The sequence below is a fragment of the Dactylosporangium sp. NPDC050588 genome (genome assembly GCF_040654975.1).
Lineage (GTDB): Bacteria > Actinomycetota > Actinomycetes > Mycobacteriales > Micromonosporaceae > Dactylosporangium > Dactylosporangium maewongense.
This window is the reverse complement of sequence record NZ_JBFAJA010000083.1, coordinates 1-23765: the sequence shown is the minus strand read 5'-3', so window position 1 is coordinate 23765 and position 23765 is coordinate 1. Positions and strand designations below refer to the sequence as shown.

The 23765-nt window shown below is 74.0% G+C and carries 25 protein-coding genes, 1 pseudogene and 1 riboswitch; of the genes and pseudogenes, 9 read left to right on the top strand and 17 right to left on the bottom strand.

Features of this window, described 5'->3' with window-relative positions:
* Positions 1-51: 51 nt before the first annotated feature.
* Positions 52-1005: an MBL fold metallo-hydrolase gene (locus AB0I21_RS43545; RefSeq protein WP_360569672.1), complete on the top strand. Its 954-nt coding sequence runs from the start codon at positions 52-54 to the stop codon at positions 1003-1005.
* Positions 1006-1216: 211 nt separating this feature from the next.
* The gene (locus AB0I21_RS43540; protein WP_360569670.1) at positions 1217-1861 is read left to right on the top strand and encodes a hypothetical protein; all 645 of its coding nucleotides are present in this window, start codon (positions 1217-1219) and stop codon (positions 1859-1861) included.
* A gap of 37 nt (positions 1862-1898) precedes the next feature.
* Here the strand turns inward: AB0I21_RS43540 and AB0I21_RS43535 are convergent, their stop codons facing one another.
* The 4 genes from AB0I21_RS43535 to AB0I21_RS43520 form a co-directional block, all read right to left on the bottom strand.
* Positions 1899-3176, bottom strand: a complete 1278-nt coding sequence (locus tag AB0I21_RS43535; protein ID WP_360569668.1) for a hypothetical protein — start codon at positions 3174-3176, stop codon at positions 1899-1901.
* Between the two features lie 36 nt (positions 3177-3212).
* Entirely contained in the window at positions 3213-4085 is an 873-nt protein-coding gene (locus tag AB0I21_RS43530) for a hypothetical protein (RefSeq protein WP_360569666.1), read from the bottom strand.
* 200 nt (positions 4086-4285) lie between these two features.
* Positions 4286-4774, bottom strand: coding sequence for a GyrI-like domain-containing protein (locus AB0I21_RS43525; RefSeq protein WP_360569664.1), 489 nt, complete (start codon positions 4772-4774; stop codon positions 4286-4288).
* 83 nt (positions 4775-4857) lie between these two features.
* Positions 4858-5544, bottom strand: coding sequence for a hypothetical protein (locus AB0I21_RS43520; RefSeq protein WP_360569662.1), 687 nt, complete (start codon positions 5542-5544; stop codon positions 4858-4860).
* A gap of 121 nt (positions 5545-5665) precedes the next feature.
* Here AB0I21_RS43520 and AB0I21_RS43515 point away from each other — a divergent pair, with 121 nt between their 5' ends.
* The gene (locus tag AB0I21_RS43515) at positions 5666-6238 is read left to right on the top strand and encodes a dienelactone hydrolase family protein (RefSeq protein ID WP_360569660.1); all 573 of its coding nucleotides are present in this window, start codon (positions 5666-5668) and stop codon (positions 6236-6238) included.
* Here AB0I21_RS43515 and AB0I21_RS43510 read toward each other — a convergent pair.
* The 6 genes from AB0I21_RS43510 to AB0I21_RS43485 form a co-directional block, all read right to left on the bottom strand.
* Positions 6207-6755 carry a hypothetical protein gene (locus AB0I21_RS43510; protein WP_360569658.1) on the bottom strand — a complete coding sequence of 183 codons (549 nt, stop codon included), beginning with the start codon at positions 6753-6755 and terminating at the stop codon, positions 6207-6209. The genes AB0I21_RS43515 and AB0I21_RS43510 overlap by 32 nt on opposite strands.
* 21 nt (positions 6756-6776) lie before the next feature.
* Complete coding sequence (locus AB0I21_RS43505) at positions 6777-7658, bottom strand: ADP-ribosylglycohydrolase family protein (protein WP_360569656.1); 882 nt, start codon at positions 7656-7658, stop codon at positions 6777-6779.
* A gap of 91 nt (positions 7659-7749) precedes the next feature.
* Complete coding sequence (locus AB0I21_RS43500; RefSeq protein WP_360569654.1) at positions 7750-8154, bottom strand: VOC family protein; 405 nt, start codon at positions 8152-8154, stop codon at positions 7750-7752.
* A 23-nt stretch (positions 8155-8177) separates the two neighbouring features.
* Positions 8178-9167 (bottom strand): NlpC/P60 family protein, encoded by a 990-nt coding sequence (locus AB0I21_RS43495; RefSeq protein ID WP_360569652.1) that lies wholly within the window; start codon positions 9165-9167, stop codon positions 8178-8180.
* Positions 9168-9174: 7 nt separating this feature from the next.
* A riboswitch (cyclic di-AMP (ydaO/yuaA leader) is annotated at positions 9175-9337 on the bottom strand.
* 138 nt (positions 9338-9475) lie between these two features.
* Positions 9476-10786: an MFS transporter gene (locus AB0I21_RS43490; RefSeq protein WP_360569650.1), complete on the bottom strand. Its 1311-nt coding sequence runs from the start codon at positions 10784-10786 to the stop codon at positions 9476-9478.
* A 15-nt stretch (positions 10787-10801) separates the two neighbouring features.
* Positions 10802-11404, bottom strand: coding sequence for a helix-turn-helix domain-containing protein (locus tag AB0I21_RS43485; protein ID WP_360569648.1), 603 nt, complete (start codon positions 11402-11404; stop codon positions 10802-10804).
* Between the two features lie 41 nt (positions 11405-11445).
* Here AB0I21_RS43485 and AB0I21_RS43480 point away from each other — a divergent pair, with 41 nt between their 5' ends.
* Entirely contained in the window at positions 11446-12438 is a 993-nt protein-coding gene (locus AB0I21_RS43480; protein ID WP_360569646.1) for a serine/threonine protein phosphatase, read from the top strand.
* A 63-nt stretch (positions 12439-12501) separates the two neighbouring features.
* The gene (locus tag AB0I21_RS43475) at positions 12502-14658 is read left to right on the top strand and encodes an SNF2-related protein (RefSeq protein WP_360569644.1); all 2157 of its coding nucleotides are present in this window, start codon (positions 12502-12504) and stop codon (positions 14656-14658) included.
* Here AB0I21_RS43475 and AB0I21_RS43470 read toward each other — a convergent pair.
* Positions 14648-15439 (bottom strand): hypothetical protein, encoded by a 792-nt coding sequence (locus AB0I21_RS43470; RefSeq protein WP_360569642.1) that lies wholly within the window; start codon positions 15437-15439, stop codon positions 14648-14650. The genes AB0I21_RS43475 and AB0I21_RS43470 overlap by 11 nt on opposite strands.
* Before the next feature lie 262 nt (positions 15440-15701).
* On the opposite strand from AB0I21_RS43470, the gene AB0I21_RS43465 reads away from it, so the two are divergent.
* Positions 15702-16934 (top strand): hypothetical protein, encoded by a 1233-nt coding sequence (locus AB0I21_RS43465; protein ID WP_360569640.1) that lies wholly within the window; start codon positions 15702-15704, stop codon positions 16932-16934.
* Between the two features lie 62 nt (positions 16935-16996).
* Positions 16997-18025: a HEAT repeat domain-containing protein gene (locus tag AB0I21_RS43460; RefSeq protein ID WP_360569638.1), complete on the top strand. Its 1029-nt coding sequence runs from the start codon at positions 16997-16999 to the stop codon at positions 18023-18025.
* Between the two features lie 32 nt (positions 18026-18057).
* Here AB0I21_RS43460 and AB0I21_RS43455 read toward each other — a convergent pair whose 3' ends face one another.
* The gene (locus AB0I21_RS43455) at positions 18058-18297 is read right to left on the bottom strand and encodes a hypothetical protein (protein ID WP_360569636.1); all 240 of its coding nucleotides are present in this window, start codon (positions 18295-18297) and stop codon (positions 18058-18060) included.
* 93 nt (positions 18298-18390) lie between these two features.
* Between AB0I21_RS43455 and AB0I21_RS43450 the strand changes: the two genes are divergently transcribed.
* Together AB0I21_RS43450 and AB0I21_RS43445 are read left to right on the top strand one after the other, a co-directional pair.
* A complete protein-coding gene (locus AB0I21_RS43450; protein WP_360569634.1) occupies positions 18391-18558 on the top strand; it encodes a hypothetical protein in 168 nt (55 codons plus the stop codon).
* On the top strand, positions 18546-18797 hold the full coding sequence (locus tag AB0I21_RS43445) for a response regulator (RefSeq protein ID WP_360569632.1): 252 nt from the start codon (positions 18546-18548) through the stop codon (positions 18795-18797). The genes AB0I21_RS43450 and AB0I21_RS43445 overlap by 13 nt, the downstream gene beginning before the upstream one ends.
* Here AB0I21_RS43445 and AB0I21_RS43440 read toward each other — a convergent pair.
* From AB0I21_RS43440 to AB0I21_RS43420, 5 genes and pseudogenes are all read right to left on the bottom strand, one after another.
* Entirely contained in the window at positions 18748-20160 is a 1413-nt protein-coding gene (locus tag AB0I21_RS43440; RefSeq protein WP_360569630.1) for a TerD family protein, read from the bottom strand. The genes AB0I21_RS43445 and AB0I21_RS43440 overlap by 50 nt on opposite strands.
* Positions 20161-20201: 41 nt before the next feature.
* Positions 20202-20579: a hypothetical protein gene (locus AB0I21_RS43435; RefSeq protein ID WP_360569628.1), complete on the bottom strand. Its 378-nt coding sequence runs from the start codon at positions 20577-20579 to the stop codon at positions 20202-20204.
* Positions 20580-20588: 9 nt separating this feature from the next.
* A complete protein-coding gene (locus AB0I21_RS43430; protein WP_360569625.1) occupies positions 20589-20957 on the bottom strand; it encodes an HNH endonuclease in 369 nt (122 codons plus the stop codon).
* 16 nt (positions 20958-20973) lie between these two features.
* On the bottom strand, positions 20974-23337 hold the full coding sequence (locus AB0I21_RS43425; protein WP_360569623.1) for an EAL domain-containing protein: 2364 nt from the start codon (positions 23335-23337) through the stop codon (positions 20974-20976).
* A 74-nt stretch (positions 23338-23411) separates the two neighbouring features.
* Positions 23412-23765 (bottom strand): annotated as a pseudogene (locus AB0I21_RS43420) (hypothetical protein); the annotation flags it as partial.

Genomic DNA, 23765 nt, shown 5'->3' with positions numbered 1-23765 from the left:
CGGCGGGCTGGTCTTGGACAGCCCGGCCGCGCCGGTGCTTGGGTGGGCGTCATGTCCGAAACACGTGATCTGAACCGCCGCGCCCTCATCCGTACCGCCGTCGCCACCGGGGTCGCCGCCACCGGGGTCGCCGCGGCGGGGCCCGCGGTCGCCGCCCCCGCGGCCCGGACCGCCACCGCGACGCTGCGGTGGTTCGGCACCTCCGGCTGGCGCATCGACGTCAACGGGCGCACGGTGCTCGTCGACCCGTACCTGACCCGCTTCCCGACCGGCCTGTTCACCGGCGCGTTCGACCCGGCGACGCCGCTGCGGGTCGACGCCGACGCGATCGGCTCGCGGATCGGCGCGGCGGAGACGGTGCTCGTCACCCACACCCACTGGGACCACTTCAACGACGTGCCGCACATCGCGAAGACCGTCCCGGGGGCGCGGATCCTCGGCACCCTCACCGCCTACCACCTCGCGCTCGCCTCGGGCGTGCCGAGCGGCCAGGCCGTCCCGGTCAAGGGCGGCGAGCACCTCGACTTCGGCGACTACACCGTCGAGGTGGTCGCGTCGCTGCACAGCCGCAACGCGGCCTACTCCCTCGCGTTCCCAGGCGTGCGGCTCACGCCTCCTGCGGCGCCGCGGACGATCGGCGACCTGCCCGAGGGCGACACCCTCGCGTACCAGGTGACGATCGCCGGCGGCCCGAAGCTCTTCTTCATGGGCGGCAGCGACTTCGTCGAACGCAACCTGAACGGCCTCGCTCCCGACGTGGCGATGGTCGCGCTGCCGTCGGCCGGCGTCGTGCACGACTACACCCGCCGGCTGCTGGCGGCGCTGGACCACCCGCGGGTCGTCGTGCCCGTGCACTGGGACAACTTCGAGACCCCGCTGCGCAACCCGCCGTCGGTCGCCGCCGGCGACGCGGCCAAGCTCGACGCGTTCGTCGCCGCGATCCGCGAGGCTTCCCCGCGCACCCGGGTCCTCCTGCCGGCGTACGACACCCCGTACACCTTCTGACATTCGCTGGTCGGGGAGTTGGAGCGGCTCGCGGCGCTGCGGCGGTAGGTGCTGCTCACCGTCGTATCGACTGTTGTCGGCCTCGCCGGACGGAGCCCGGCTGCTGACGGTGAAAGCGATCGGGACGAAGCTCGAGACCCAGGTCCTCGATCTGGTGTGAACTGCCGGGCGTCGTGATCGGCGCCGACCCGGGCTGACATACGCTGCCGGCGTGACTGCGCAACAGGCGAACCGCATCGAGCAGTGGTTCACCTGGTGGCACGGACCACCCGATCAGCCAACGGACGACCGCCGTGCCGCCACGACCGGCGTCGCGACCCTGGATGTCTGGTATGCGGCCGCGTGCCGGTGGGCCGTGCCGGTGATCGACCAGAACAGGTTTCTGGCTCCCGAGGAGTTGCGCGTCGAGTCGGGCCGCTTGGTGTTCATGGAGGAGCAGTTCGGCGACTGGGCCTGGGCGACCGGCACGCAGGGAAGCGACCCGCCCGTGTACGACCGGTCGGACGAGGACGAGCCGTGGCAACCGCTCGCTCCGCGCCTCTCGGCGTTCCTGGAGGCGTACTGGATGTTCGACGCGGCGTTGGGGGCACCGTTCGGCGCCTCGAGAGCGCGCGGCACTGCACAGGACGTCGACCGGCTGCGATCCCGGATGACCTGCGTCGCGTCGACGCGGTGGCGGTGGCCGGCGACGTTCCTGCAGTTCTTCCGTCGTGACCGCACGCTTGCCGTCGCCATGTCCGACGACGGTGACCTGTTCTCCATCACGGTCGCCACCACGAGCCCGGCCGACCAGCCGATCATCGACGCGGTCGCCGAACCATCGTGGTCGCGCAGACAGCCTCGCCGGCCGGCCTGACCGAGGCTCCGAGCGGCGCTCTGTCGCCGCCTCCTGATCAGCGGGGTGCCGGGCGGACGTCGTGGGCGGCCTCGCGGATGTCGGGGTCGGGGTGGTGGCGCAGCGTGTCGAGGCGGTGCAGCTGGAGGGCGGTCCACGTGCCCTGGATGGTGGCGAGGCGCAGCCACAGCAGGGTCGCGGTGAGGCCGGTGTGGCGCTCCAGGTGGGTGAGGACGGCGGGGAAGCGGGTCGGGTCCGCGTGGTCGTGCAGGGCCCGCCAGGTGTAGGGGTCGATCCGATGTGGACGGTCGGCGGTGGCGGCGAGCAGGTGGTCCCACAGTGCGAGGTCGGGTGGCGGGGCGGTCGGGTCGAGGAGGTCGGCGAAGGCCTGCCGGAACCAGCGCCGCTGCGCCGGACGCCAGGCCCGCAGCGCCGCCGGGGTCGCCGGGACGAGCGGGCGCAGTGAGCGCACCTCCGGCAGGTCGAGCAGGTCCGTGTGCCGGGTGGTGAGCAGCCGGGCGATCTCCGGCTCGCGGGCGAGCGCCGGGTCGTGCGGCAGCAGCGCCCGCAGCCGTTCGGCCCGGTCCGCGGGGGCGCCGCCGACCCAGAGGCGCGCCGCCTCCCGTACCGACTCCGCATCCGCACCACGAAGGACGATGCCGTGGAGCCGGTCGCGCAGGCCCGGCAGCGCGTCGAGGTCGGGGCCGAGCTGCGCGGCGACCCCGAGCAGCGTCCGGTCGTCGAGGTCGCGGCGGCCGGCGAGGCACGACACCGCGGCGCGGACGGGCGGGCGCAGGCACGGCGCGTCGTGCCACCGGCCGAGGCCGCGCACCGTGCGGGCGTACTGCCGGAACACCTCGGCGGCCCGGTCGACGGTCGCGGCGCCGGCGTCCGGGCGGTTCGCCGCGGCGAGCGCCACCGCCAGCGTCCGGCCGAGCCAGTCGTCGAGGTGCTGCCGGGAGCGGGGCGCGCCGTCGGGCCGGGTGAGCGTGGCGTGCACGACGGCGGCGACGAGCGGCACCGGCACCGCGTCCACGTTGCGGGCGGGCGCCGCGGCGAGCCGGTCCAGCACCTTCCGCTGCACCTCGTGCTGGTCGGTCCAGGCGCGGCCGGCCCGGCCGATCGCGTCGGCGAACGCGGCCCCGTCCGGGTCGAGCATCGCGCTGCGCAGCAGGGCCAGCCAGCCCGCCTCCCGCTGCCCGGCGCGGTGGCTGCGGGTCAGGGCGAGCAGCGTGTCGCGCACCTCCGCGTACGGCAGCGCGAGCATCTCGGGATCCTCGGGGCGCCGCGCCAGGCGGTCCCGCGCCACGGCCACCCGGTCGGCGAACGGCAGCACGCACAGCTCCGGCGTGAGCGCCTGGTCGTCGGGGGGTCATGCTTCGAGGGCGGCCCGCCGGCGGGCGGGAGGGAGCGGGTCGAGCAGCGCGGCGCGGCCGTCGCCGTCGGTGTGACGGGCGAGTCCCGCCAGGTCGGCCGCCGGCAGCGCGCGGACGGTCCGGCGGGCGCGGCGGGGCAGCCGGCCCGGCCCGTGCGGCCGCGGCTCGACCGACCAGAACTGGCCCGCCCGCAGCGCGGCGGCCACGGCGTCCGGGGTGCCGCGATCGTGCCAGCGCAGCCCTTCCGCGACGATCGCGGCCGCCGCCGGATCCCGACGCACCGCCGCCTCGACGTCGGCCCGCCCCGGCGACCAGCGCCGCCGGCCGTCCGTGTGGCCGTCCTCGGCGAGCCGCCGCGCGACCGCGACCGGTGCCGTCCTGGCGAGCCGGCGCAGGTCGTCGATCGTCACCGGCAGCGCCGGCAGCCACCGCTCGACGACCCCGGCGGCGCAGGCCGCCAGCAGCAGCGGCCGGTCGCGTTCGGGCACCTCCGGCAGCAGCGACCCGGCGAGCCCGCGCGGTCCGGAGCGGCGGAGCACCGCGTACACCTGCCGCCTGGTCGAAAACGGCGTGGTCAGGGCGAGCCGTCGCAGCGCCGCGTCGGACACGGGCAGGCGGATCGCCGCCGACAGCGCCCGCCCCCGCAGCCCGCTGTCCCCGAGCGCCCGCTCCACTGCGGCGACGTCCCGCCGCACGACATCGACGAACAGCCCGTCGTGCCGCTCGTCGATGTCCCCGCCGTCCAGGCGCGCGTGCAGCTCCTGGTACTGCTGCCGGCTCATCCCGAGCGCGAACAGGGCGATCGCCCGCCTCCGCGCCGGCGCGTCGAGACCGTCGGCAATGGCGTCGGGAAGGCTCGAGGCGCCCACGATACCGAGCCGCGGGCGTCCCGTGGGGGCGGTGATCCTGAGGCCCGCACGCGATTGGACCGGACGCGCCGGCTACCCCGGCGCGCCGCCATCGGGGGAAGGAGCTCACCGTGCAGCATCGACCGCCCGGCCGAACGGGTGTCTCGTTCACCGATCCCGCCGGCAACGGCCAGGTCAGCACCGCAGACGCGTGACGGGGGTCAGGCCACCGGGAACGCGACGTCGAAGACCTCGTCGCCGGGCGCGGCGGCAGAGAAGTCGGTCCAGTACGTCTCGCGGGGCGCGCCGGCGATCGTGAGGCCCTTGCCGGCGATCCACCGCTCGACGGCCTCGTACACCCCGCCGAGAGCACCGCTGGTCACGTCGGACCTGGTGACCCGCGCGTACGCCTCGCGGTGCGCGGCGAGCGTGCGGTCGCCGCCGGACGCGACGGTCGCGCAGACCTCGACCGGGGTCGGCGCGTCGTTGGGGTTGCCGCCGTAGACGGTGACGAAGACCGGCTCGTCAGGGCGGCCGGACCGCTCCAGGAACGGCCAGTCCGCGGTGCCGAGCAGGCCGCCGGCAGTCCGCGCGCGCTTCGCGACCCGCGCCATCGCGCCCGGCAGCCACGCCTCCAGCTCCGCCCGGCCGACCGTGCGCACCTCCGTCACCACGTGCAGCTCAGGCACGTCACGCAGCTGGATCTCCATGATGGCCGTCTCCGCTCCCGGCGGGTGCCTCCCGCCGCCGCACGCCAGGATGTGCCCTTCCCCAGGGGTAAGGTCAACCGCCGTCAGATCAGGAACGACCGGCGGGTCTCCGCGCCCACGTTGATGGTGCCGACCAGCGTGCCGGCGTGGTCGTACACGTCCGTGCTGCGGTTGCTGCGCATCACCTCGCGGATGCCCGGTGGCAGCGCCGGCGGGTCGTCCTCGGTCAGGCGCATCCGGGTCGCGGCGGCGATGAGCAGCGACACGAGACGGGCGGCGTCGGCGGTGGCCGGGACCCGGCCGTACTCCCAGCCGGACACGGTGAGGTCAAGCAGCTCCAGCGTGTGCACCAGCAGCAGGTTGGGGTCGGTCAGCACCATGGCCCGCTTGGCGTCGGCCTCGACGGCCGTCAGCGCCGCCGCCAGGTGCACGTACGGGAACAGCCCCGTCGGCAGCTCCGTCAGGCGGTACCGCAGGTGCGGCCCCATCTGCCGGTACAGCGCCCGGTAGTCGCGCCGGTCCACGCGGTGCCCGCGGACCTGCGCCTGCACGTCGGCGTAGGCGTGCTCGGCCGTGTCGTGCACGATCCGGGTCGCCACCGACAGCCCGTCGTCGCCGGCGAACACCTGCGCCAGCGAGGCCGCCTGCTGCTGCCATCCGCCTGCCACGTGCGGTCCGTACCGCTGCCGGACGTCGGCCAGCAGCGCCTCCTGCCGTGCCGGGTCGACCAGGACAGCCCTGCCGGCCGCCTTGCGCCGGAACCACCGCATGCCCCGCTCCTCACCTCACGCCGATCGATCATGATGTCGGTACGACCAGTACACCATTCGACGTCGACGCATGCCTTGCCCTGCCACCCGTGGGCCGGGTAGCAGCGCATATGGTGGAGGTATGGCTGAGGTTGTCCTGTTCCACCACGCACAGGGGCTGACGGCGGGCGTCGTCGCGTTCGCCGACGCGCTGCGCCGGGCCGGACACACGGTGCACACCCCCGACCTGTTGGACGGGCGCACCTTCGACAGCATCGAGGCGGGCCTGGCATACGCCACCGAGCTCGGCTTCCCCGGCGAGATCCTGGACCGCGGCGCGCGGGCGGTCGCGGACCTGCCGGCCGAGATCGTCTACGCCGGCTTCTCCCTCGGCGTGCTGCCCGCGCAGATGCTGGCGCAGACCCGCCCCGGCGCCCGCGGCGCGCTGCTGTGCCACTCGTGCGTGCCGGTCACCGAGTTCGGCCCCGTCTGGCCCGCCGACGTGCCGGTCCAGGTGCACGGGATGGACGCCGACCCGATCTTCGTCGGCGAGGGGGACATCGACGCCGCCCGCGACCTGGTCGCCCAGGCGAAGGACGGCGAGCTGTTCCTGTACCCGGGCGATCAGCACTACTTCGCCGACAGCTCCCTGCCGACCTACGACCCTGAGGCGACGGCGCTGCTCATCCGGCGGACCCTCGACCTGCTGGGCTGACGGCCCGCAGCGCGTCGAGCAGCCAGGCGTAGGCCGGCACGGCCGGCGGTCCCGGGTCGGTGCCGTGCAGGACGGCGAGCAGCTGCCAGTAGCGCTCGACCCGGGGGTCGGCGACCAGCTCCAGCCACCGGACGAACGCGGCCGTCTCGTCGGCGGGCAGGTCGGCCGGGACGATCCGGTGCACGATCGCGCGCGCCTCGGGCGAGCCGGCGGCGACCCCGCGCTCGACGGCGCCGCCGGCATGCTCCAGGACGAGCGGCCGGATGTTCAACCCGAACTCCAGCCGCGGGTCGCTCAGCACCATCGTGCGGACCTTGCGCCGGAACGCGGTGTCGGCGACGAGTCCGGCGAGCTCCTGCCACGCGCCGTCGTCCGCGAGGTCGGTGGGCAGCTCCCGCATCCATTCGGCCACCACCGCGCCGTCGGGGTCGGTCACACCGTCGAACACGGTCGCGACGAAGTCGTCGATGAGGGCTTGCCGCCGCTGTACCGACAGCGGGTCGGGCCTGCTGGTCACGGTCAACTCCTCGGTCGTGTCCTACCAGGTTGGAAGCGGTTCACAGGCGTCGGCCCAGCCGGCGGGCACCCCGTCCAGGCCGGTGCGGGCGGCGACGATGCCGCCGGCGATGGCGCAGGTCGTGTCCATGTCGCCGCCGGCGCTGACGGTCGCCCACAACGCCTCGGCGAGGTCGTCCAGGTGCCGGGCCGCGCACCAGATCGCGTACGGCACGGTGTCCGGGGCGGAGATCAGCGTCCCGCAGCCGACCTCGCCGGCGATCCACCGCGGATCCCGGTCGAACGGTCGCCGGCAGAGCCGGCGGAGCCGGGCGGCGACCTCGCTGTCGGGTGTGCGGTCGGCGACCCGCGGCAGCAGCTCCCCGGCCGGCACCTGCCGTGCCGCCAGCGCGGCCGCGACGGCCACCGCGACCGCGCCGGCGGCCGCCTCGGGGTGCGCGTGGGTGACCGCCGCGGACAGGGCCGCCTGCTCCACGACCAGGTCGAGGTCGTCGGCGAACCAGGCGCCCAGCGGGGCGACGCGCATCGCGGCGCCGTTGCCCCACGAGCCCTGGCCGTCGAACTGGGCGGCCGTGACCGTCTGCCAGGCCTCGCCGTCGCCGATGGCCTGGAGCACGCCGTGCATGGACGGGCCGTAGTTGCGGTACGGGTCGGCGGCGTACGCGCCGGCGAACCGGCCGGCCAGCTCGTCCTGCACGACCCGGCCGTGCTCGCGCAGCGTCCGGTACAGCGAGACGGCCATCGCGGTGTCGTCGGTCCACGGCCACGGCCCCTGCGGCACCAGCCGCTCCTCGATCTGCCACCGCATCTGGTCGGCGGGCCGGAAGAACCAGGTCTCGCCGAACGCGTCGCCCAGCGCGGTCCCGTGCAACGACCGGGTCGCGGCGTCGACGTCGGTGATCACCGTCCGATCGTGGCAGCCGGTCACCGCGCCTGTCGAACCGTTTCCGCGCACCACCCGCCGTGCCGTGCGGCCGGGCGCACGAAGCCGGCGGTCAGGCGAAGTCGGCCGCGGTCATGCCCTCCGGATGCCCGGGCGGCCACTGTACGAGCTCGATGCGGTGCCCGTCGGGATCGGTGAGCCAGGACGTGGCCATGCCCTCGCCGTGGTCGGTCGGCGGCTCGGCCGCGATGCCCCTGCCGGCCAGGTCGGCGACCGTGGTGCCGAGGTCGTCGACCTGGACGACGAGGTGGTTGACGGCGCCGGTGTCGGCGACCGGCCGGGCGGGGTCGTGCACCAGCTCGAGGCTGACGAACGGGTCGCCGGGCAGCTGCAGCATCGTCAGGCTGCCGAACCCGGTCTCCGGGACGTGGCCGACCTTGGCGTAGCCGACCGCGGTGTAGAACGCCAGCGAGCGCTCCAGATCCGTGACCCGCAGCCCGAGGTGCAACATGCGCATGCCCGGCAGACTACCGTCCGTGACTACGCGACCCTGCCGTAGCCGTACAGCGTGTCGATGTCGACGGGCGCGACCTTGACGACGGTCCGGCTGTTCGGGGCGTGGATGATCTGGTTGTTGCCGATGTAGATGCCCACGTGCCCGAGGCCGTTGTAGAACACCAGGTCGCCGGGGGCGAGCTGGCTGCGGGAGATGTGGCGGACCTTCGACCACTGCTGCGCGGCGTTGTGCGGCAGCGTCACGCCGGCCGCCTTCCACGCCATCATGGTCAGGCCCGAGCAGTCGAACGTGTTCGGTCCGGCCGCGCCCCACACGTACTTCTTGCCGAGCTGCGCCCAGGCGTAGTTGACGGCCTTGCCCGCGTTGCCGGACACGGCCGGCGGCTTGGCCGGGGTCGTCGCCGGGGGCGGGGTGGTGGTCTTGACCTTCGCCGCCGCGGCGGCCGCCTCGGCCTTGGCCTGCAGCGCGTCGAGGCGGGCGATGTCACCCTCGATCTTCTTGCGGCGGGTCTCCAGCTCCGTCTTCTGCTGGCTCTGCGCGGCGAGGGTCTCGTCCAGGCGCCGCTGCTCGGTGTCGAGCGCGCCCTTCGCCGCCGTGTACGCCGCCAGGTCCCGCTGCTGGCTGTGCGAGATCTGCTGGAGGGTGCCGACGCGGGCGGTGAGCGTGTCGGTCGACGTCGCCCCCAGCATCAGTGACAGGGTGCCGAGGTTGCCCCCGGTCTTGTACGCGTTGACCGCGAGCGCCGAGGCGTTGTCCTGCGCCGCCGCCATGGTCGCCTCCAGCGGCGCCATGTCGGCCCGGAGCTTCGTGATCGCCGCCTGGGTGGTCTCCAGGTCGCCGTTGACCTTGTTGTACAGCTCGACGACGTGCTCGACCTCTTGGTTGCCCTTGTCGATCTGGGCCTGGAGCTCCTGCGGCGTCGGGTCCGCCTGCGCGGCGCAGGCCGGGGCGATCATGGCCGCCACCGCCAGCGCGACGACCGAGGCGCGGAGCGTCGTACGTCCGTTGAACACGGCACAGTCCTTCTTCGCTGACCGCCTACCGGGTTAGCTGACGGATTCGGGCGAGAAGAAGGCGCGCCCTACCGCGCCCCGGTGTGGCGGGCGCGGATTCACCCCATGGGGAAGCCCCGGTTAGTTCCCCGGCTCACCGGCCGCACGCATCGAGCCCGCGCGGTCGACAACTCGGCGGTGGCTGCCCGGCCACCCCGGCGGGGCGGGCGATGTCCGGCAGGCCGGCCCAAACGTAACGCCGGACCACACTGCCGGCGCTCGATCTAAGCCACACTTAACGTAGACACAAGACTGACCTGCCCGGCTCCTCACCGGTGGCGGTCGGTGGAGCGGGCCATGACGGCCAGGCCGGCGACGGCCAGCAGGGCGAGGGCGGCCGGGATGAGGAACACCCGTGGGAGCCCGATGGCGGCGGCGCCGGTGCCGCCGGCCGCACCGCCGAGGGCGGAGGCGAGCGCGGTGGAGCTCATGAAGATCGCGGACGCGGTGGCGACGGCGGTCGGCAGGAGCCGCTGGGCGACGATGATGCCGAGCGTGGCGAAGACGCCCCACACGCCGCCCATGAGGACCTGCCCGGCGAACAGCCCGGCGGCGTTGCCGGTGACGGCGAAGCAGACGTTGGCGGCCACGCCGAACCCGGCGCCGAGGACCATCAGCTCCATCATGCCGGTCCGGCGGGCCACGACCACGGCGACGGGCATCAGCACGATCTCGACCAGCGGCTGGATGCCGATGACCGCGCCGCTGAGGCCGGCCGGGAAGTGCAGCTGGTCGTTCATGTACAGCGGGAGGTACGCGTACTTGACGGGCTCGCCGGCGTACACGAGGACGTAGAGGCCGGTGAACGCCAGCAGCGGCAGCATCGCCCGCAGGCCGGGGCCGCGGTGGCCGGCCGCCGGTGGGTCGCCGGGCCCGGCCGGTGCCGGTGGTGCTGTCCGGAGCGCGCCGAGCGGCACGATCTGGGCGAGGGTGCAGACCGCCGTGGCGACCAGCATGGTGCGCAGCGACGCCTGCGCCGCCAGGAACGACCCGGCCACCGGGCCGACGACCCACCCGCCGGTCAGGGCCATCCGCACGACGGCCACGACCCCGTCGTTGTTCGGGCCCGGGTGCGCCTTGAGCTCGTCGTGGACGGCGGAGAAGAGCTGCGACGTCGCGGCGCCGCCGAACCCGCCGACGACGGCGCTGATGACGTAGGGCATCCACAGCTCGGTCGAGTACGCGATGCCGATCCAGCCCACGAACCCGGCGGCCGCGCAGATGCGGAACAGCCCGAGCCGGCGCCCGGTGCGGTCGGACCGCCGGCCGACCAGGAACCCGGCCACGGGCGCGGCCAGGTTCGTCAGGTAGAACAGCCCCGCCGCGGTCAGGGAGGCGTGCAGGTCGTTGACCAGGAACGTCGCGATCTGCGGGGCGGCGGCGGAGAAGCCGAGCGCGGACAGGAACACCGCGAGCGTGGCGCCCCGGTAGAGCGGCGACGCGAGGGTCAGCCGCAGCGCCGACGCATGCGCCGTGGGCTTGTCGAGCGCCGGATCCGCCGGCTCGACCTGCTCGGGAAGGACCATCGGCTGCGCCTCCGCATTCGCGCTGCGGGGCAGCGGCTCGCCGAATTCTTCCAATGGAAGAATCTCTGGTCAAGTGCCCGGCGGCGATGGCAGCAGCCGCTCGAGCAGGGCCAGCGCGCGCCGTACGTCCACCGCCTCGGGATCGAGCAGCCACTGCAGCTGCAACCCGTCGGAGGCGGCGATGACCAGCGACGCCGCGTCGTCGGGATCGATGTCCGCGGCGATCGCGCCGGCGCGCTGGCCGGCGCGGACCCGCTCGGCGAGGTGCGATCGCAGCAGCCGGAAGCGGTCCCGCACGAACTCGTGGGTGAGCGGGTGCTGCTCCGCCTGCAGGGCGTCCGTGGTCAGCGTGGCGTAGAGCTCGACCAGGCCCGGGATCGTGCGGTTGCGCTCCGCGCTGCGCTCCATCAGCCGGACCGCCGACACCCCGTCCTGCGGCGCGGCGCCGTGCTCGACCTGCTCGTGCGCCCGGTACACCTCGACCAGCAGCTCGTCGCGCGACGAGAAGTAGTACCGCAGCGCCGCGTGCGAGACCCCGATCGCGGCACCGATCGCGCGCAGCGACGCGTCCACGCCCCGCTCGGCGAACAGCGCGATGGCCTGGGACAGGATCTCCGCCCGCCGCACCGCGGCCTTCCGGTAGGAGCGTCCCGCGGTGCCGTCGTTGCCCATGGCCGCATCGTACGGAGCGCCGCGCACGCTAGGCTCCCGGCATGTCCCGGCTGAGCAGGTATTGCGCGGTCTCCACGGAGCTGGCCCTGCTCAGCGACGCCAGGCTCGCCAAGCTCGTCGACAACGCCCAGGCGCTCGGCGTCGGCGTCGGCGGCGCCTCGGCCCTGGTGGACGTCGCCGGCACGCCGGTCTTCGCGAAGCGGCTCGCGCTGACCGATCTGGAGCGGCTCCCGCGGCACGTGCGGTCGACGGCGAACCTGTTCGACCTGCCGACGTCCTGCCACTACAGCGTCGTCGCGCACGGCGGCGGCGGCTTCGGCGCGTGGCGGGAGCTCGCGGCGAACACCATGACGACGAGCTGGGTGCTGGAGGGCAGGACCGAGGCGTTCCCGCTGCTCTACCACTGGCGCGTGCTGCCGGGCGCGCCGCCGCCCGCCGAGGAGCACCAGGACATCGACCGGGCCGTCGCGTACTGGGACGGTTCGGCGGCGGTGCGGCGGCGCCTGGAGGCGCTCGCGGCGGCGTCGGCGAGCGTGGTGCTGTTCCTCGAGTACGTCCCGCAGCGCCTGGACGCGTGGCTGCGCGAGCATCCGGACGCCGTCGGCACGGTGGAGCGCCGCCTGAAGACCGACGTCGCCTTCATGAACGCCAACGGGCTGCTGCACTTCGACGCGCACTTCGGCAACATCCTGACCGACGGCGACCGGCTCTACCTGACGGACCTCGGGCTCGCCACGTCACCCCGGTTCGAACTGACCGCGCAGGAGCGGGCGTTCGTCGTACACCACCGGGAACACGACGCGAGATACGCCGTGCGGGAGCTGCTCAACTGGATCGTCGCCCACGTCGCCGGGATCACCGGGCCCGCCGAGCGCCACGCCTACCTGCGCCGGTGCGCGGCCGGAGCGGCACCCGGCGGGCTCCCCGCACCGCACGCGGAGATCGTCGCGCGGCACGCTCCGGTCGCGGCGGCCATGAACGACTTCTTCTGGCAGGTGTACGGCGTGACCCGCACCCCACCGTTCCCGGAGTGACCCGCCGAGCGGCACCGGCGCGGTATCGGTACCTTCAAGAACATGTATGCCGGCGCAGCGAGCATGAGGCCGCGGGAGGCGCGTGCCCTGCTGGCGCGGGCCGGCGAGATGCAGGACGACGCCGAGACCGTCACCGGGACCGTGGCGGCGGCGCGGCAGGAGGTCGTCGCGGCGTACGAGGTGGCGCGCGAGCCGCAGGTGTGGGACGCGATCGGCAAGATGTCGATCGAGACGGTCAAGGACACCGTGGACGGGCGGGCGCGGCTCGACGAGCTGCCGGCGCACGGGATCTGCTCGGTGGCGGACGTGCTGCGGGCCGGGCCCGAGCGGCTCACGAAGGTGCCGGGGATCGGGGCGGAGACGGCCCGCAAGACCATGACCGCCGCGGAGCAGCTCAAGCGGGCGGCGACGGACTCGCTGCAGTTCAGGATCGAGTTCGACCCGAAGAACGCGGACATGACGCGGCTGGTGCGGGCCCTCGCGGTGTGGCGCGGGGTGTGGCAGGCGGCCGGGGAGCGGGAGACCGACGCGCAACGGTGCCAGGAGCGGCTGGCGGCGCAGCGGCCGATGGCCGGGCCGGCCGCGGCGGGCCCGTGGCGCCGGATGTTCCTGCGGGCCGCGCAGAGGACCGCCGCGGCCGAGGCGGCGCACGCCGTACAGGCGACGCTGCACGAAGCAGAGAGCGCCGGCCTGCCGGAGGCGGCGCGGGAGGTGCGCAAGGTCCGCACGCCCGGTGACCGGTGGGTGTGGCGGGACTTCGAGCGGCACTCGGCGGACTACTACGGCCTGCTCAGCCAGGTCGTCGGGCTCGGCGGCGACGTCGCGGCCAGCGAAGGGTTCCTGCCCGCCGACATCGTCGAACGCGTCGGCGCGCAGCAACTGGACACGTCCCGGCTCAGCGACGGCCTGCGGCTGCGCGGCTACCAGTCGTTCGGTGCGCGGTTCGCGCTGGTGCAGCGCCGCGTCGTGCTCGGCGACGAGATGGGGCTGGGCAAGACGGTGCAGGCGATCGCCGCGATGGCGCACCTGGCCGCCCGCGGCGCGACCCACTTCCTGGTCGTCTGTCCGGCGAGTGTACTGATCAACTGGTCCCGCGAGATCGCCCGGCACTCGACGATTCCCGTCGTGACGCTGCACGGCAACGGGCGGGCGCGGGCGGCGGCCCGGTGGCGGGCGCAGGGCGGCGTCGGGGTCGTCACGTTCGGGTCGCTGGGCGCGGTCCCGCTGCCGCCGCCCCGCCCGGCGCTGCTGGTCGTCGACGAGGCGCACTACGTGAAGAACCCCGACGCGAAGCGCTCGCAGGCGGTGAACCGGGTCGCGGCCGAGTCCGACCGGGTCCTGTTCCTCACCGGCACCCCGATGGAGAACCGCATCGACGAGTTCCGGGCGCTGATCGAGCACCTGCGGCCGGAGATCGCCGCGGACATGGGGCCGGAGCACGCGGCGATCAGCGTCGAGGCGTTCCGCCGGGCGGCGGCCCCGGTGTACCTGCGGCGCAACCAGCCGGACGTGCTGACCGAGCTGCCGGAGCTGGTGCAGGTCGACGAGTGGGAGGAGTTCGGCGCCGAGGACGCCGCCGCCTACCGCGCCGCGGTCCAGGAGGGCAACTTCATGGCGATGCGGCGGGCCGCGTTCGTGACCCGCCGCCCGCGTGACTCGGCGAAGCTGACCCGCCTGCTGGAGCTCACCCAGGAGGCCATGGCGGCCAAGCGGCACGTGGTGGTCTTCTCGTACTTCCGTGACGTCCTCGCCGTGGTGCACGCGGCGCTCGGCGCCGACGCCCGCGGGCCGATCACGGGGTCGACGCCGGTGGCCGACCGGCAGCGCATCGTGGACGAGTTCACCGCCTCCCGGAAGCCCGCCGTGCTGGTCTGCCAGATCGAGGCGGCCGGCGTCGGCGTGAACATCCAGGCCGCCTCCGTCGTGATCCTGTGCGAGCCGCAGGTGAAGCCCTCGATCGAGGCCCAGGCGATCGCCCGCGCCCACCGCATGGGCCAGGTCCGCACCGTCCAGGTGCACCGCCTGCTCATCGCGGACTCCGTCGACGAGCGCATGATCGAGATCCTCGGCTCGAAGGCCCAGCTCTTCGACGCGTACGTGCGGCACAGCACCATCGCGCAGGCCTCGCCCGGCGCCGTGGACATCTCCGAGGTCCAGCTGGCCCGGATGATCGTCGCCGAGGAGCAGCAACGCCTCGCCGGCGCCCTGGTCAACCGGTGACGTCCGGCTGTTCGGCCAGGCCGCGGAGCCGGCGCTTGACGCGGTGCGACAGGGTGGCGTTGCGCTGGGCGACGTGCGCGAGGCGGTCGCGGGCCTTCGCCGCCAGCGGGCTGTCCTCGCCGAGCAGCCGGGGGCGCGCCGCCGCGGCGTCCCGGTAGACCTGCTCGGCCTCGTCGGTGTCGCCGCCGTCGGTGAGCCGGGCGGCCAGCTCCAGCCGCAGCTGCCACGTGCGGGGCCGGTCGCGGCCCATGACCTCGTCGGCGGTGCGCAGGGCGGCGCGGAGCTCGGCGATCCCGGTGGCGCGGTCGCCCGCCTCGATCAGGCAGTCCCCGAACCGGAACCGGGCGAGGACCGTCCGGGGATGGGCGTCGCCGTTGAGGTCGCGGTGCTTGCCCAGCGCGGCCCGGGCGATGCGGACCGCGTCGGCGTGGATGGCCTTGACCTCGTCGGCGCGGGCCGGACCGGCGGGCACGGCCCGTGCCTGCCGGGTGCGCAGGTGGCAGTACGCGTCGGCGGCCGCCAGCCGTAGCGGGTGGCCGTCGCCGTGCTCGCGGAGCCGCCGGTTGAGCGCGGCCGCCTCCGTGCGCGCGGCCTCCCAGTCCTTCCAGGCGCTGAGCGCCCGCACCAGCGCGAGCCACGTCCGGTACGTCGCCGGGTCGTCCGCGGCGAGGCGACCCCGCTGCGCGTCGAGCACCGCGCGGAGTGCCGGCTCCGTCCGCGCCCGCGACTCGCCGAGCGAGATCTCCCCGCCGAGGCCAGCACCGTCAGGTGCTCGTCGCACCGGATGACGGACGCGTCGAACGTGCCACCGCCGAAGCCGTAGACGAGCACCCGGGCCCCGGGCCGGACGCCCACGTCGTGCCGCACCAGGTGCGTCCCGGCCGCGACCGGCTCCGCCACGAGGTCGACCTCCGCCACGCCGGCACACTCCGCCGCCGCCCATCCGGCCCGGCCAGCACCGCCGCGGTGTTCGACGTCCCGAAGTCCACACCCAGCCGGTATCCATCGACCACGCCCTGCAGCCTAGGCCCTACGCTCACCGGGTGCCCGACACCGACCGCGCCCGCCTGGCCCGCATCACCGCCAAGCTGACCGCGGCCCGCGCCCTGCCCACACTCCCGGCCGCGTTCGGCGTGGAGTCACACAAGTTCGTGCTCGAACCGCCCGTGCCCGAGGCGACGGTGACCGCGTTCGAGGAGCGGCACGAGGTCACGCTTCCCCCGGCGTACCGCCTGTTCATCACCGAGCTCGGCGGCGGTGGGGCCGGTCCCGGCTGCGAACTGCTGGGCTTTGCGGGCGGGTGCAGTGATGCGCGGTGCCGGCCGGGGCACCTCGCACAACCCAGCCCGTACCTGCCGGGACCGCGGTACCCCGACGACTGGGAGCAACGCTACGAGGACCCGCGGGCGGCGGACCGGATCTTCCTGCGCGGCACGCTGCCGGTCGCCTACCACGGGTGCACCCTGTATACGCGCCTGGTCGTGACCGGGCCGGCGCGGGGGCGGCTGTTCAACCTCGACGTCGATGGACTCGGCCCGTACGTGGTCGAGGACGCCGACTTCCTGGCCTGGTACGAACGGTGGCTGGACGAGGTCATGGCCGGCTACGACGTCGGCTGGTTCGGCGAACGGCTCCCGCTGGACGAGCCCGCACTGATCGCGGCCCTGGCCGGAGATCCGTCGCCGCAGCGTCGCACCCGCGCCGGCGAGTCGCTGCTGCTGTCGCCGGTGATCAGCGAACAGGCCTGGACGGCCGTCGCCGACGCGATGTCCACCGACGGCGACCCCACCGTCCGGGCGCACCTGTTCCAGCTGCTGCGGTGGCAGCACCACGACCCTGCGAAGGCGGAAGCCGTCGCCGACGCCATCGCCGGGCACGCGAGGTCGCGGACCCCACCCGACATCGAGGCACTCACGGTGCTGGGGAGGCTCACCCTCGCCGACGTCCTGCCGGCCCTGGCCGACGAGGACCTCGAACGCCGCCGTCACGCCGCGTTCGTCCTGGCCCGGGAGCTTCCGAGGAACGACCGCGAGCGGGACGTCCTCGAAGGCGCGGTCCGCGACCTGCTCGACGACCCCGACCCGCTCGTCCGCTCCCACGCCGCCACCGCGGTGCGCCGGCACGCGCTCGGCAGGCTGAGCTCCCTGCTCCGCGACCACCGGCGAATCGAGGCCGACCCCTGGACGCAGGACTTCCTCACCTGGAGCGTCGACGGACCGTACCGCGACTGGTGGGTCGATCCGGCATTCACCGGCCCGGACGACCCGCCGTTCTGACGCCGTTCACGAGCGTGGTCCCGCCGGGGTGGCGTCAGCAGTCTGGGGCCTACGCTCACCCGGTGCCTGACACCGACCGCGCCCGCCTGGCCCGCATCGCCGCCAAGCTGGAAGCGGCCCGCGCCCTGCCGTCACTCCCAGACGCGTTCGGCGTGGAGTTCCACAGGTTCGTCCTCGAGCCACCCGCGCCCGAGGCGGCCGTGACGGCGTTCGAGGAGCGGCACGAGGTCACGCTTCCCCCGGCGTACCGGCTGTTCGTCACCGAGCTCGGCGGCGGTGGGGCCGGTCCCGGCTACTGGACATGCGACCTTTCGGAGGAGTGCTGGGCCGGGCAGTGTCCGCCGGGGCATCTGGCCGAGCCGAGCCCATACCTGCCCGGGCCGCGGTACTTCGGCGACTGGCAGCAGCGGTACGAGGATCCACCGGGGCCGGACAGGAACTTCCTGCAGGGCACGGTGTCGGTCGCTGCGTACGGCTGCGGGCTGCTCACACAGTTGGTCGTGACGGGCCGGGCGCGCGGCCGGTTGTTCAACGTCGACGTCGACAGCGAGGCCGGCCCGTACGTCGTGGAGGACGCCGACTTTCTCGCCTGGTACGAGCGGTGGCTGGACGAGGCGGTCGCCGGCCACGACGTCGGCTGGTTCGGCGAACGGTCCGAGGTGGACGACGAGGTGACCATCGCCGAGGACGCCGCGAGGTACACCACGTCGCGGACCGCGCCGGACCTCGTGGTGCTCGCTGTGTTCGGCAGGCTGACGCTCGCCGACGTGCTGCCGGAGCTGGCGCACGAGGAGGTCGAACGCCGCCGCCGCGCCGCGTACGCGCTCGCATGGACCCCCTGGGGGTCCGAGACCGAGGCCATCGACAGCCAGGTCATCGAGGACGTGACCCGCAAGCTGCTGCACGACCCGGACCCATTGGTCCGCTACCACGCTGTCGCAGCGGTTCGCTGGTACTCCCAGGGGAAGCTGAACGCGTTGCTGCGCGAGCACCAGAAGACCGAAACGGACGGCTGGGTCCGGCACGTTCTCGCCGCATGCTTCGCCCCGCAGGATGCCACCTCCCCTTGGGACGCCGCGTCGGGGAGCTGACCGTTGCGGTGGGCAGACTCGGCGGGGTGGTGTCAGCGGTTGAGGAGGCGGGACAGGCTGGCGACGACGGCGGTGGTGAGGACCCAGCCCATGATGATGAGGGCGGCCGCGACGTACTGGGTGGAGCCGGTGGCGTGCCAGGCCGAGTCGTGGCCGAGATCGATGATGGGGAGCAGGAGGTCCAGCGCGTAGAGCGCGGGGTTCCAGTCCGGGGAGTCCGCCGGGGTACGGGCGTCCGGCGGCCACACGGTGAAGGCGAGCGTGCCGAGCACCCAGCAGGCCAGCAGCCACAGGGCGGCGAGCCAGGTGCGGTAGCCGTAGCCGACGAGGGCGTCGAGCAGGTAGCCGGCGAGCCGGCCGGGCCAGTGCTGCGTCGCGCGGCGGCGGCGGTGCTGCTCCAGCAGGACGCGGCGGGCCTCGGTGTCCTGGCCGGCTTCACGGTCCGCACCGCACCGGACGGCGCGCGGACGCTCGCCGAGGTGCGGCCGAGCTCCCGGACCTGCTGCTGCTGGACCTCGTCATGCCGGGGCTGAACGGGCTGGACGTCTGCCGCGCGCTGCGCGCCGACCCGGCCACCGCCGGCGTGCCGATCCTCATGCTGTCGGCCTACGCCATGCCCGCCGACCTGCAGGCCGGCTTCGACGCCGGCGCCGACGACTACATGATGAAACCGTTCCAGGGCGACGAGCTGATCGCCCCGCTGCACCGCGCTGATCAAGTGATCAGACCTCGTACGGCTGCACCACCACGAAGTGGCCCTGCAACCCCATGAACTGCAGCGCGAGGCCTTCGCCGCTGTCGCCGGCGTAGAGCTGCCGCGACACCCTGACCTGCGTCGTCACCGACACCCGCATGCCGGAGGTCCAGGCGACGACGGCCTTCATGTCGGCGAACGTCGGCCCCTGGCACTGCAGCGTCACCGGCGTGCCCCGGGTCATGACCACGATCGCGCCCTGCCCGGACACCACCAGGTGGAACATGCCGCCGCCCGGGATGCCGGGGCTCTCGATCCGCGCGATCTCCGTCTGCAGGGTGGCGTCGAACGCGAGCACGTTGTCGGCGTTGACGCACAGCGACTGGCCGTCGAGCTCGACGATGTGCAGGTCGGTGGCGTTCTCGGCGAGGAACACCTCGCCCTGGCCCTTGCACGTCATCAGCTTCAGGCCCTGGCCGGTGACGGCGCCCTCGAACATCGCCCGCAGGCCGCCGGAGCCCTTGTAGATGAACTCGACGTTGCCCTGGTAGGCGACCATCGACCCGCGCCGCGCGTGCGCCTCCGGCCCGAGCGTCACCTTCACCATCTTGCTGCTCTGCTTCGTCCACCGGCCGGTGGTCGGCGCCTCCCGGTACTTGTCCAGGCTCGTCATGACCCCGGGCCGGACCCGTTCGGGCTGCGGCGGCACCGGTCCACCGTGTGGCGGCGGCCCACCGTGTTGCGGCGGCAGGTGGTGTACGGGTGGCGGCGGCGCGAAGGACTGCGGCGCCTGGACAGGCGGCGGCGCTTGTACGGGGCGCGGCGGCGCTGCCTGCACGGGCGGCGGCGCCTGTACCGGCGGCGGCGCGAACGCCGGTGACGCCTGCACGGGCGCCGGTGCCGGCTCCGGTTCTTCGTCCACGGTCCCGCCGTAGGAGCGGATCAGGTCCGCCAGCCCGCCGGCGAACCCCTGCCCGACCGCACCGACCCGCCAGACCCCCTTGCGGTACACGTCGCCGATGATGATCGCCCGCTCGGCGCCGAAGTCCGCGCCGGTGAAGCCGTACCGCACGACCTCCTGCCCACCGGCCACGATCCGGATGTGCCCCGACCGCAGCTGCCGGGCGGTCCCCGCCCCGTCGATCGACGCGCAGAACGACAGCTTCGCGATCTTCTCCGGCACCCTGCTCAGCACGGCCCGGAACCCCTCGGTGTCCCCGCCCTGCGCGCCGGCCTTCTGGATCGACCCTTCTGGCGAGCTCGGCTGGTTGAAGAAGATGAAGTATGCGTCGTCGGCCATCCTGTTGGCCGCGTCGAGCCCGAAGCACGAGATGTCCCAGGTCAGCCCGGGCCCGTCCAGGAACACCCCGACATACAGCTCGTCCGCGCCGGTCAGCGCCGACAGCGGGCTTTTCTGTCCCCGGGTGAACACCTGAGCCACGTGCCCTCCTCGGCATCGACATCGTCGCGTCCCTGAAGAACCTACCGCGCCCCACGGAGGCGCTGCAGCAGCACGTACAGGCCGCGGTGGGCGACGAGCGCGGCCCGCGCCTGCGGCGGTGCGGCGCCGGACAGCGAGTGATCCCGCCACCGGGCGGCGGCCTGCTGCGCGGCCACGGCGAGCTGGTCGCGCCCGGCGCCGGGCAGGTCGAGGACCCAGGCGGGGTCGTCGGACAGGGCCAGCCGGAGCAGCTCACCCGCCATCCGCTCGGGCAGCTCGACCTCGCCGGCCGCCACGAGCCGCGCGACCTGCACCTGGCCCCCGGCGGCCGGTGACAGCCGCGGTCCGAGATCCTCGCACAGCCCGGCCACCCAGGCGCCCAGCGGACGAGCGCCGGGACCGGGCGAAGGATCGGTCATGCGGGCAGCTTAGAGCGCGGGGCGGGCGTCGCGGTGGCGGCGCAGGGCGTCCAGATCCGGCCAGACGCGGGGGTTGATCGGCAGGTGGAGAGGCTGGCCGTGCCAGTGGCGGTAGGTGGCGTCGGTGATCGACTCGGCGACGTGGACGGTGTAGTCGTCGTCGAGCCACAGCAGGTGGGCGTCGAAGAGGTTGTGCAGGTCGGCCCGCAGGAGCAGGCAGTTGGTCACGGCGCCGGCCGCGGGGCCTGTGGCGGGTCCGATGTGGGCGGCCTCCAGCACGTCCCGGGTGGCCACGCTGCTGATGGCGCAGCGTCCCTCGTACGCGGCGAGCAGCTGGTCACGCAGCTTCAGCCGCCGCGGGCGGACGGTCAGCGACATCGGACCTCCCTGGTGGTCAGGCGTGGGCGGGGCGCCGCAGGGCGTGGCGTTCGAGGTCGTCGGGGAGCAGCGGGCGGGCGTAGTGGTACCCCTGGGCGTAGCGGTAGCCGAGGCGGCGCAGCTCGGCGGCCTGTTCGGCGGTCTCCACGCCCTCGGCGACGGCGCGCAGGTGCAGGCCGTTGCTGATGTCGATGAGCGCGGCGGCGATGACCGCGTGCTCGCCGCCGTGGGTGACCGTGTCGACGAACGACTTGTCGACCTTCAGCAGGTCGACGGGGCAGGTGCGCAGCAGGCCGAGCGAGGAGTGGCCGGTGCCGAAGTCGTCGAGGGCGACCGCGACGCCGAGCGCCTTGAGCGCGTGCAGGGTCTCCACGGCGGTGCCACCGTCGAAGACGGCCGTCTCGGTGACCTCGATGGTGAGGCGGTGGGCCGGCAGGCCGGTGCGGCGCAGGACGGCGGCGACGTCGGCGGCGAAACCGGCCTCGCGCAGCTGGCGGGCGGAGACGTTGACGCTGACGATGGCCGGGGCGTCCGGGCCGAGCTCGAACTGCCAGCGGGCCGCCTGCGTGCACGCCTCGGCGAGGATCCACGCGCCGAGGGGCACGATCAGGCCGGTGCGCTCCGCCGCCGGGATGAACTCGGCCGGCGAGATCGGGCCGCGCTCGGGGTGGTTCCAGCGGACGAGGGCCTCCACGCCGTACAGGGACCCGTCGGTGATGTCGACGATCGGCTGGTACACCAGGTGCAGCTGCCCGGTGTCCAGCGCGGTCCGCAGGTCGGCGGCGACGCGGGCCTGCTCGGCGCCGCGCTGGTCCATCGCGGACGTGTAGACGCTGAAGCGGCCCTTGCCCTGGTTCTTCGCCTCGTACATCGCCACGTCGGCACGGCGCAGCAGCTCCGCGGCGGTGTCGCCGGGCCGGGCGCCGGCGAGGCCGATGCTGGCCTCGACGACGAGGTCGTGCCCGGCCGCCTGCAGCGGGCGGCGCAGCTCCGCGGTGAGCGTGTTCAGCGCCGACTCGTGCGCGGCCTGGTCGGTGCCGTGCAGCAGCAGCGCGTACTCGTCGCCGCCGAGCCGGGCGACGGTGCTGCCGGCGGGCACGTGCGCGGTCAGCACGGCGGCGACCGCCTGCAGCAGCGCGTCGCCGACCGCGTGCCCGAGCTGGTCGTTGATGCCCTTGAAGTTGTCCAGGTCGATCACGGCGACGCTGAGCGCCACCGACCCGCCGCTGAGCGCCGTCGTGGTCGCCTCGGCGAAGACCGTCCGGTTGGCGAGGCCGGTCAGCGCGTCATGGCCGGCCTGGTGGGCGAGCTTGCGCTGGAACGAGTGGAGATCGCGCAGCCGGGAGTCGAGCTGTTTCACGAGCCGGGCGTTGTCGTGCAGCCGGGCGTCGAGCTGCTGCAGCAGGGCGGCGTTGTCGCGCAGCGCGATGATCTGCCGGGCGGCGACGAGGACGGTGACGGTGATCGCGCCGACGGCCACGACGACGACGTCCGCGGAGTCCTGGATCGTCGACACCAGCAGCAGCGCGCCGGTGGCGACGACCGCCGCGTACGGCATGACGCTCAGCCGCCGGCCCGGCGGGCGGTCCGGGGGCGGCGGGACACCCAGCGCCCGCACCTGCCGGTCGGCGGCCAGGCACAGCACCAGGCAGACCGCCGGCAGGATCACGTGGCCGGTGTTGAGGTGCGGCCGGGACGCCAGCAGCGGCGCGAGGGACCCGCCGCCCGCACCGACCGCGCCGGTGAGCCCGAGCAGGTGCAGCGCCCGCCGGTCGATCGGCCCGGTGCCGGTGAACGCGACCTTGACGAACGCGAAGACGCAGATGAAGCCGCCGCCGACCACGGTGAGCGCCGACCAGGTGTCGCCGGCGCTGCCCGCGAACCACGACTCCCACCGCGGGTACACCAGATGCCAGGCGAACGTGATGGTGGTGACGATCACCGTGGCGATGTCCAGGCCGAAGCGGGTCCAGGCCCCGCCGGTCCGCCGGATGCCCGGGATGCGCAGCAGGCCGATCATCATGACCAGCAGGCCGCTCAGGTAGATGGCCGAGGTGACGCCGCTGACGTGCTGGTTGCGGTCCACGCCGTCCAGGTTGTCGCGGGCGTTGCTCATCGCGCCGCAGCCGACGAGCACGAGGCCGACGCTCACGTATCGCCAGAACGTCCGCTGCGGACCGCCGGCCCGCCACGAGCTGGCGGCGGCGACCGGGACGCTGACCAGCAGCGTCGACCATCCGAGCAACGCCGGCGTCCGGTACACCAGACCGACCGCGAACCAGAGGGCGGCCACCACCACGAGACCGGCGGTGATCGCCAGGGGTGCGGTCGGTCGCAGCGGCGTCACCGAACCGTCAGAGGGCGGGGACGTCACGTTCATGGCCGCACCATCGGTCCGTGACCGCCCGGCATGAGGCCCGCACCCGGTTTACTCCGGGTGCGGGCCCCAGCGGGTCAGCTGACCGTGACGGCCAGGTCATCCAGGACGAAGGACGTCTGCAGCGACGAGTCCTCGGTGCCGTTGAACTTGATGGTGACGGTCTGGCCGGCGAAGGCGTTCAGGCTGTAGGTCTTGGCCTGGTACCCGGTGGCCTTGTTCAGGTTGGACAGCGTGCCGAGGGTGGTGGAGCCCGCGGTGACGGTGAGCTTGTCGTACGCCGTCGTGGTGGTGGTCTCGGCGGTGTCGATGTGGACGTAGAAGGTCAGGGTCGCGGAGCAGCCGGCGGGGATGGTGACCGCCTGGGAGATGGACTCGGTGTGGGTGGAGCCGTAGCCGAGCAGCCAGGCGGAGTAGGTGCCGGTGCGGGC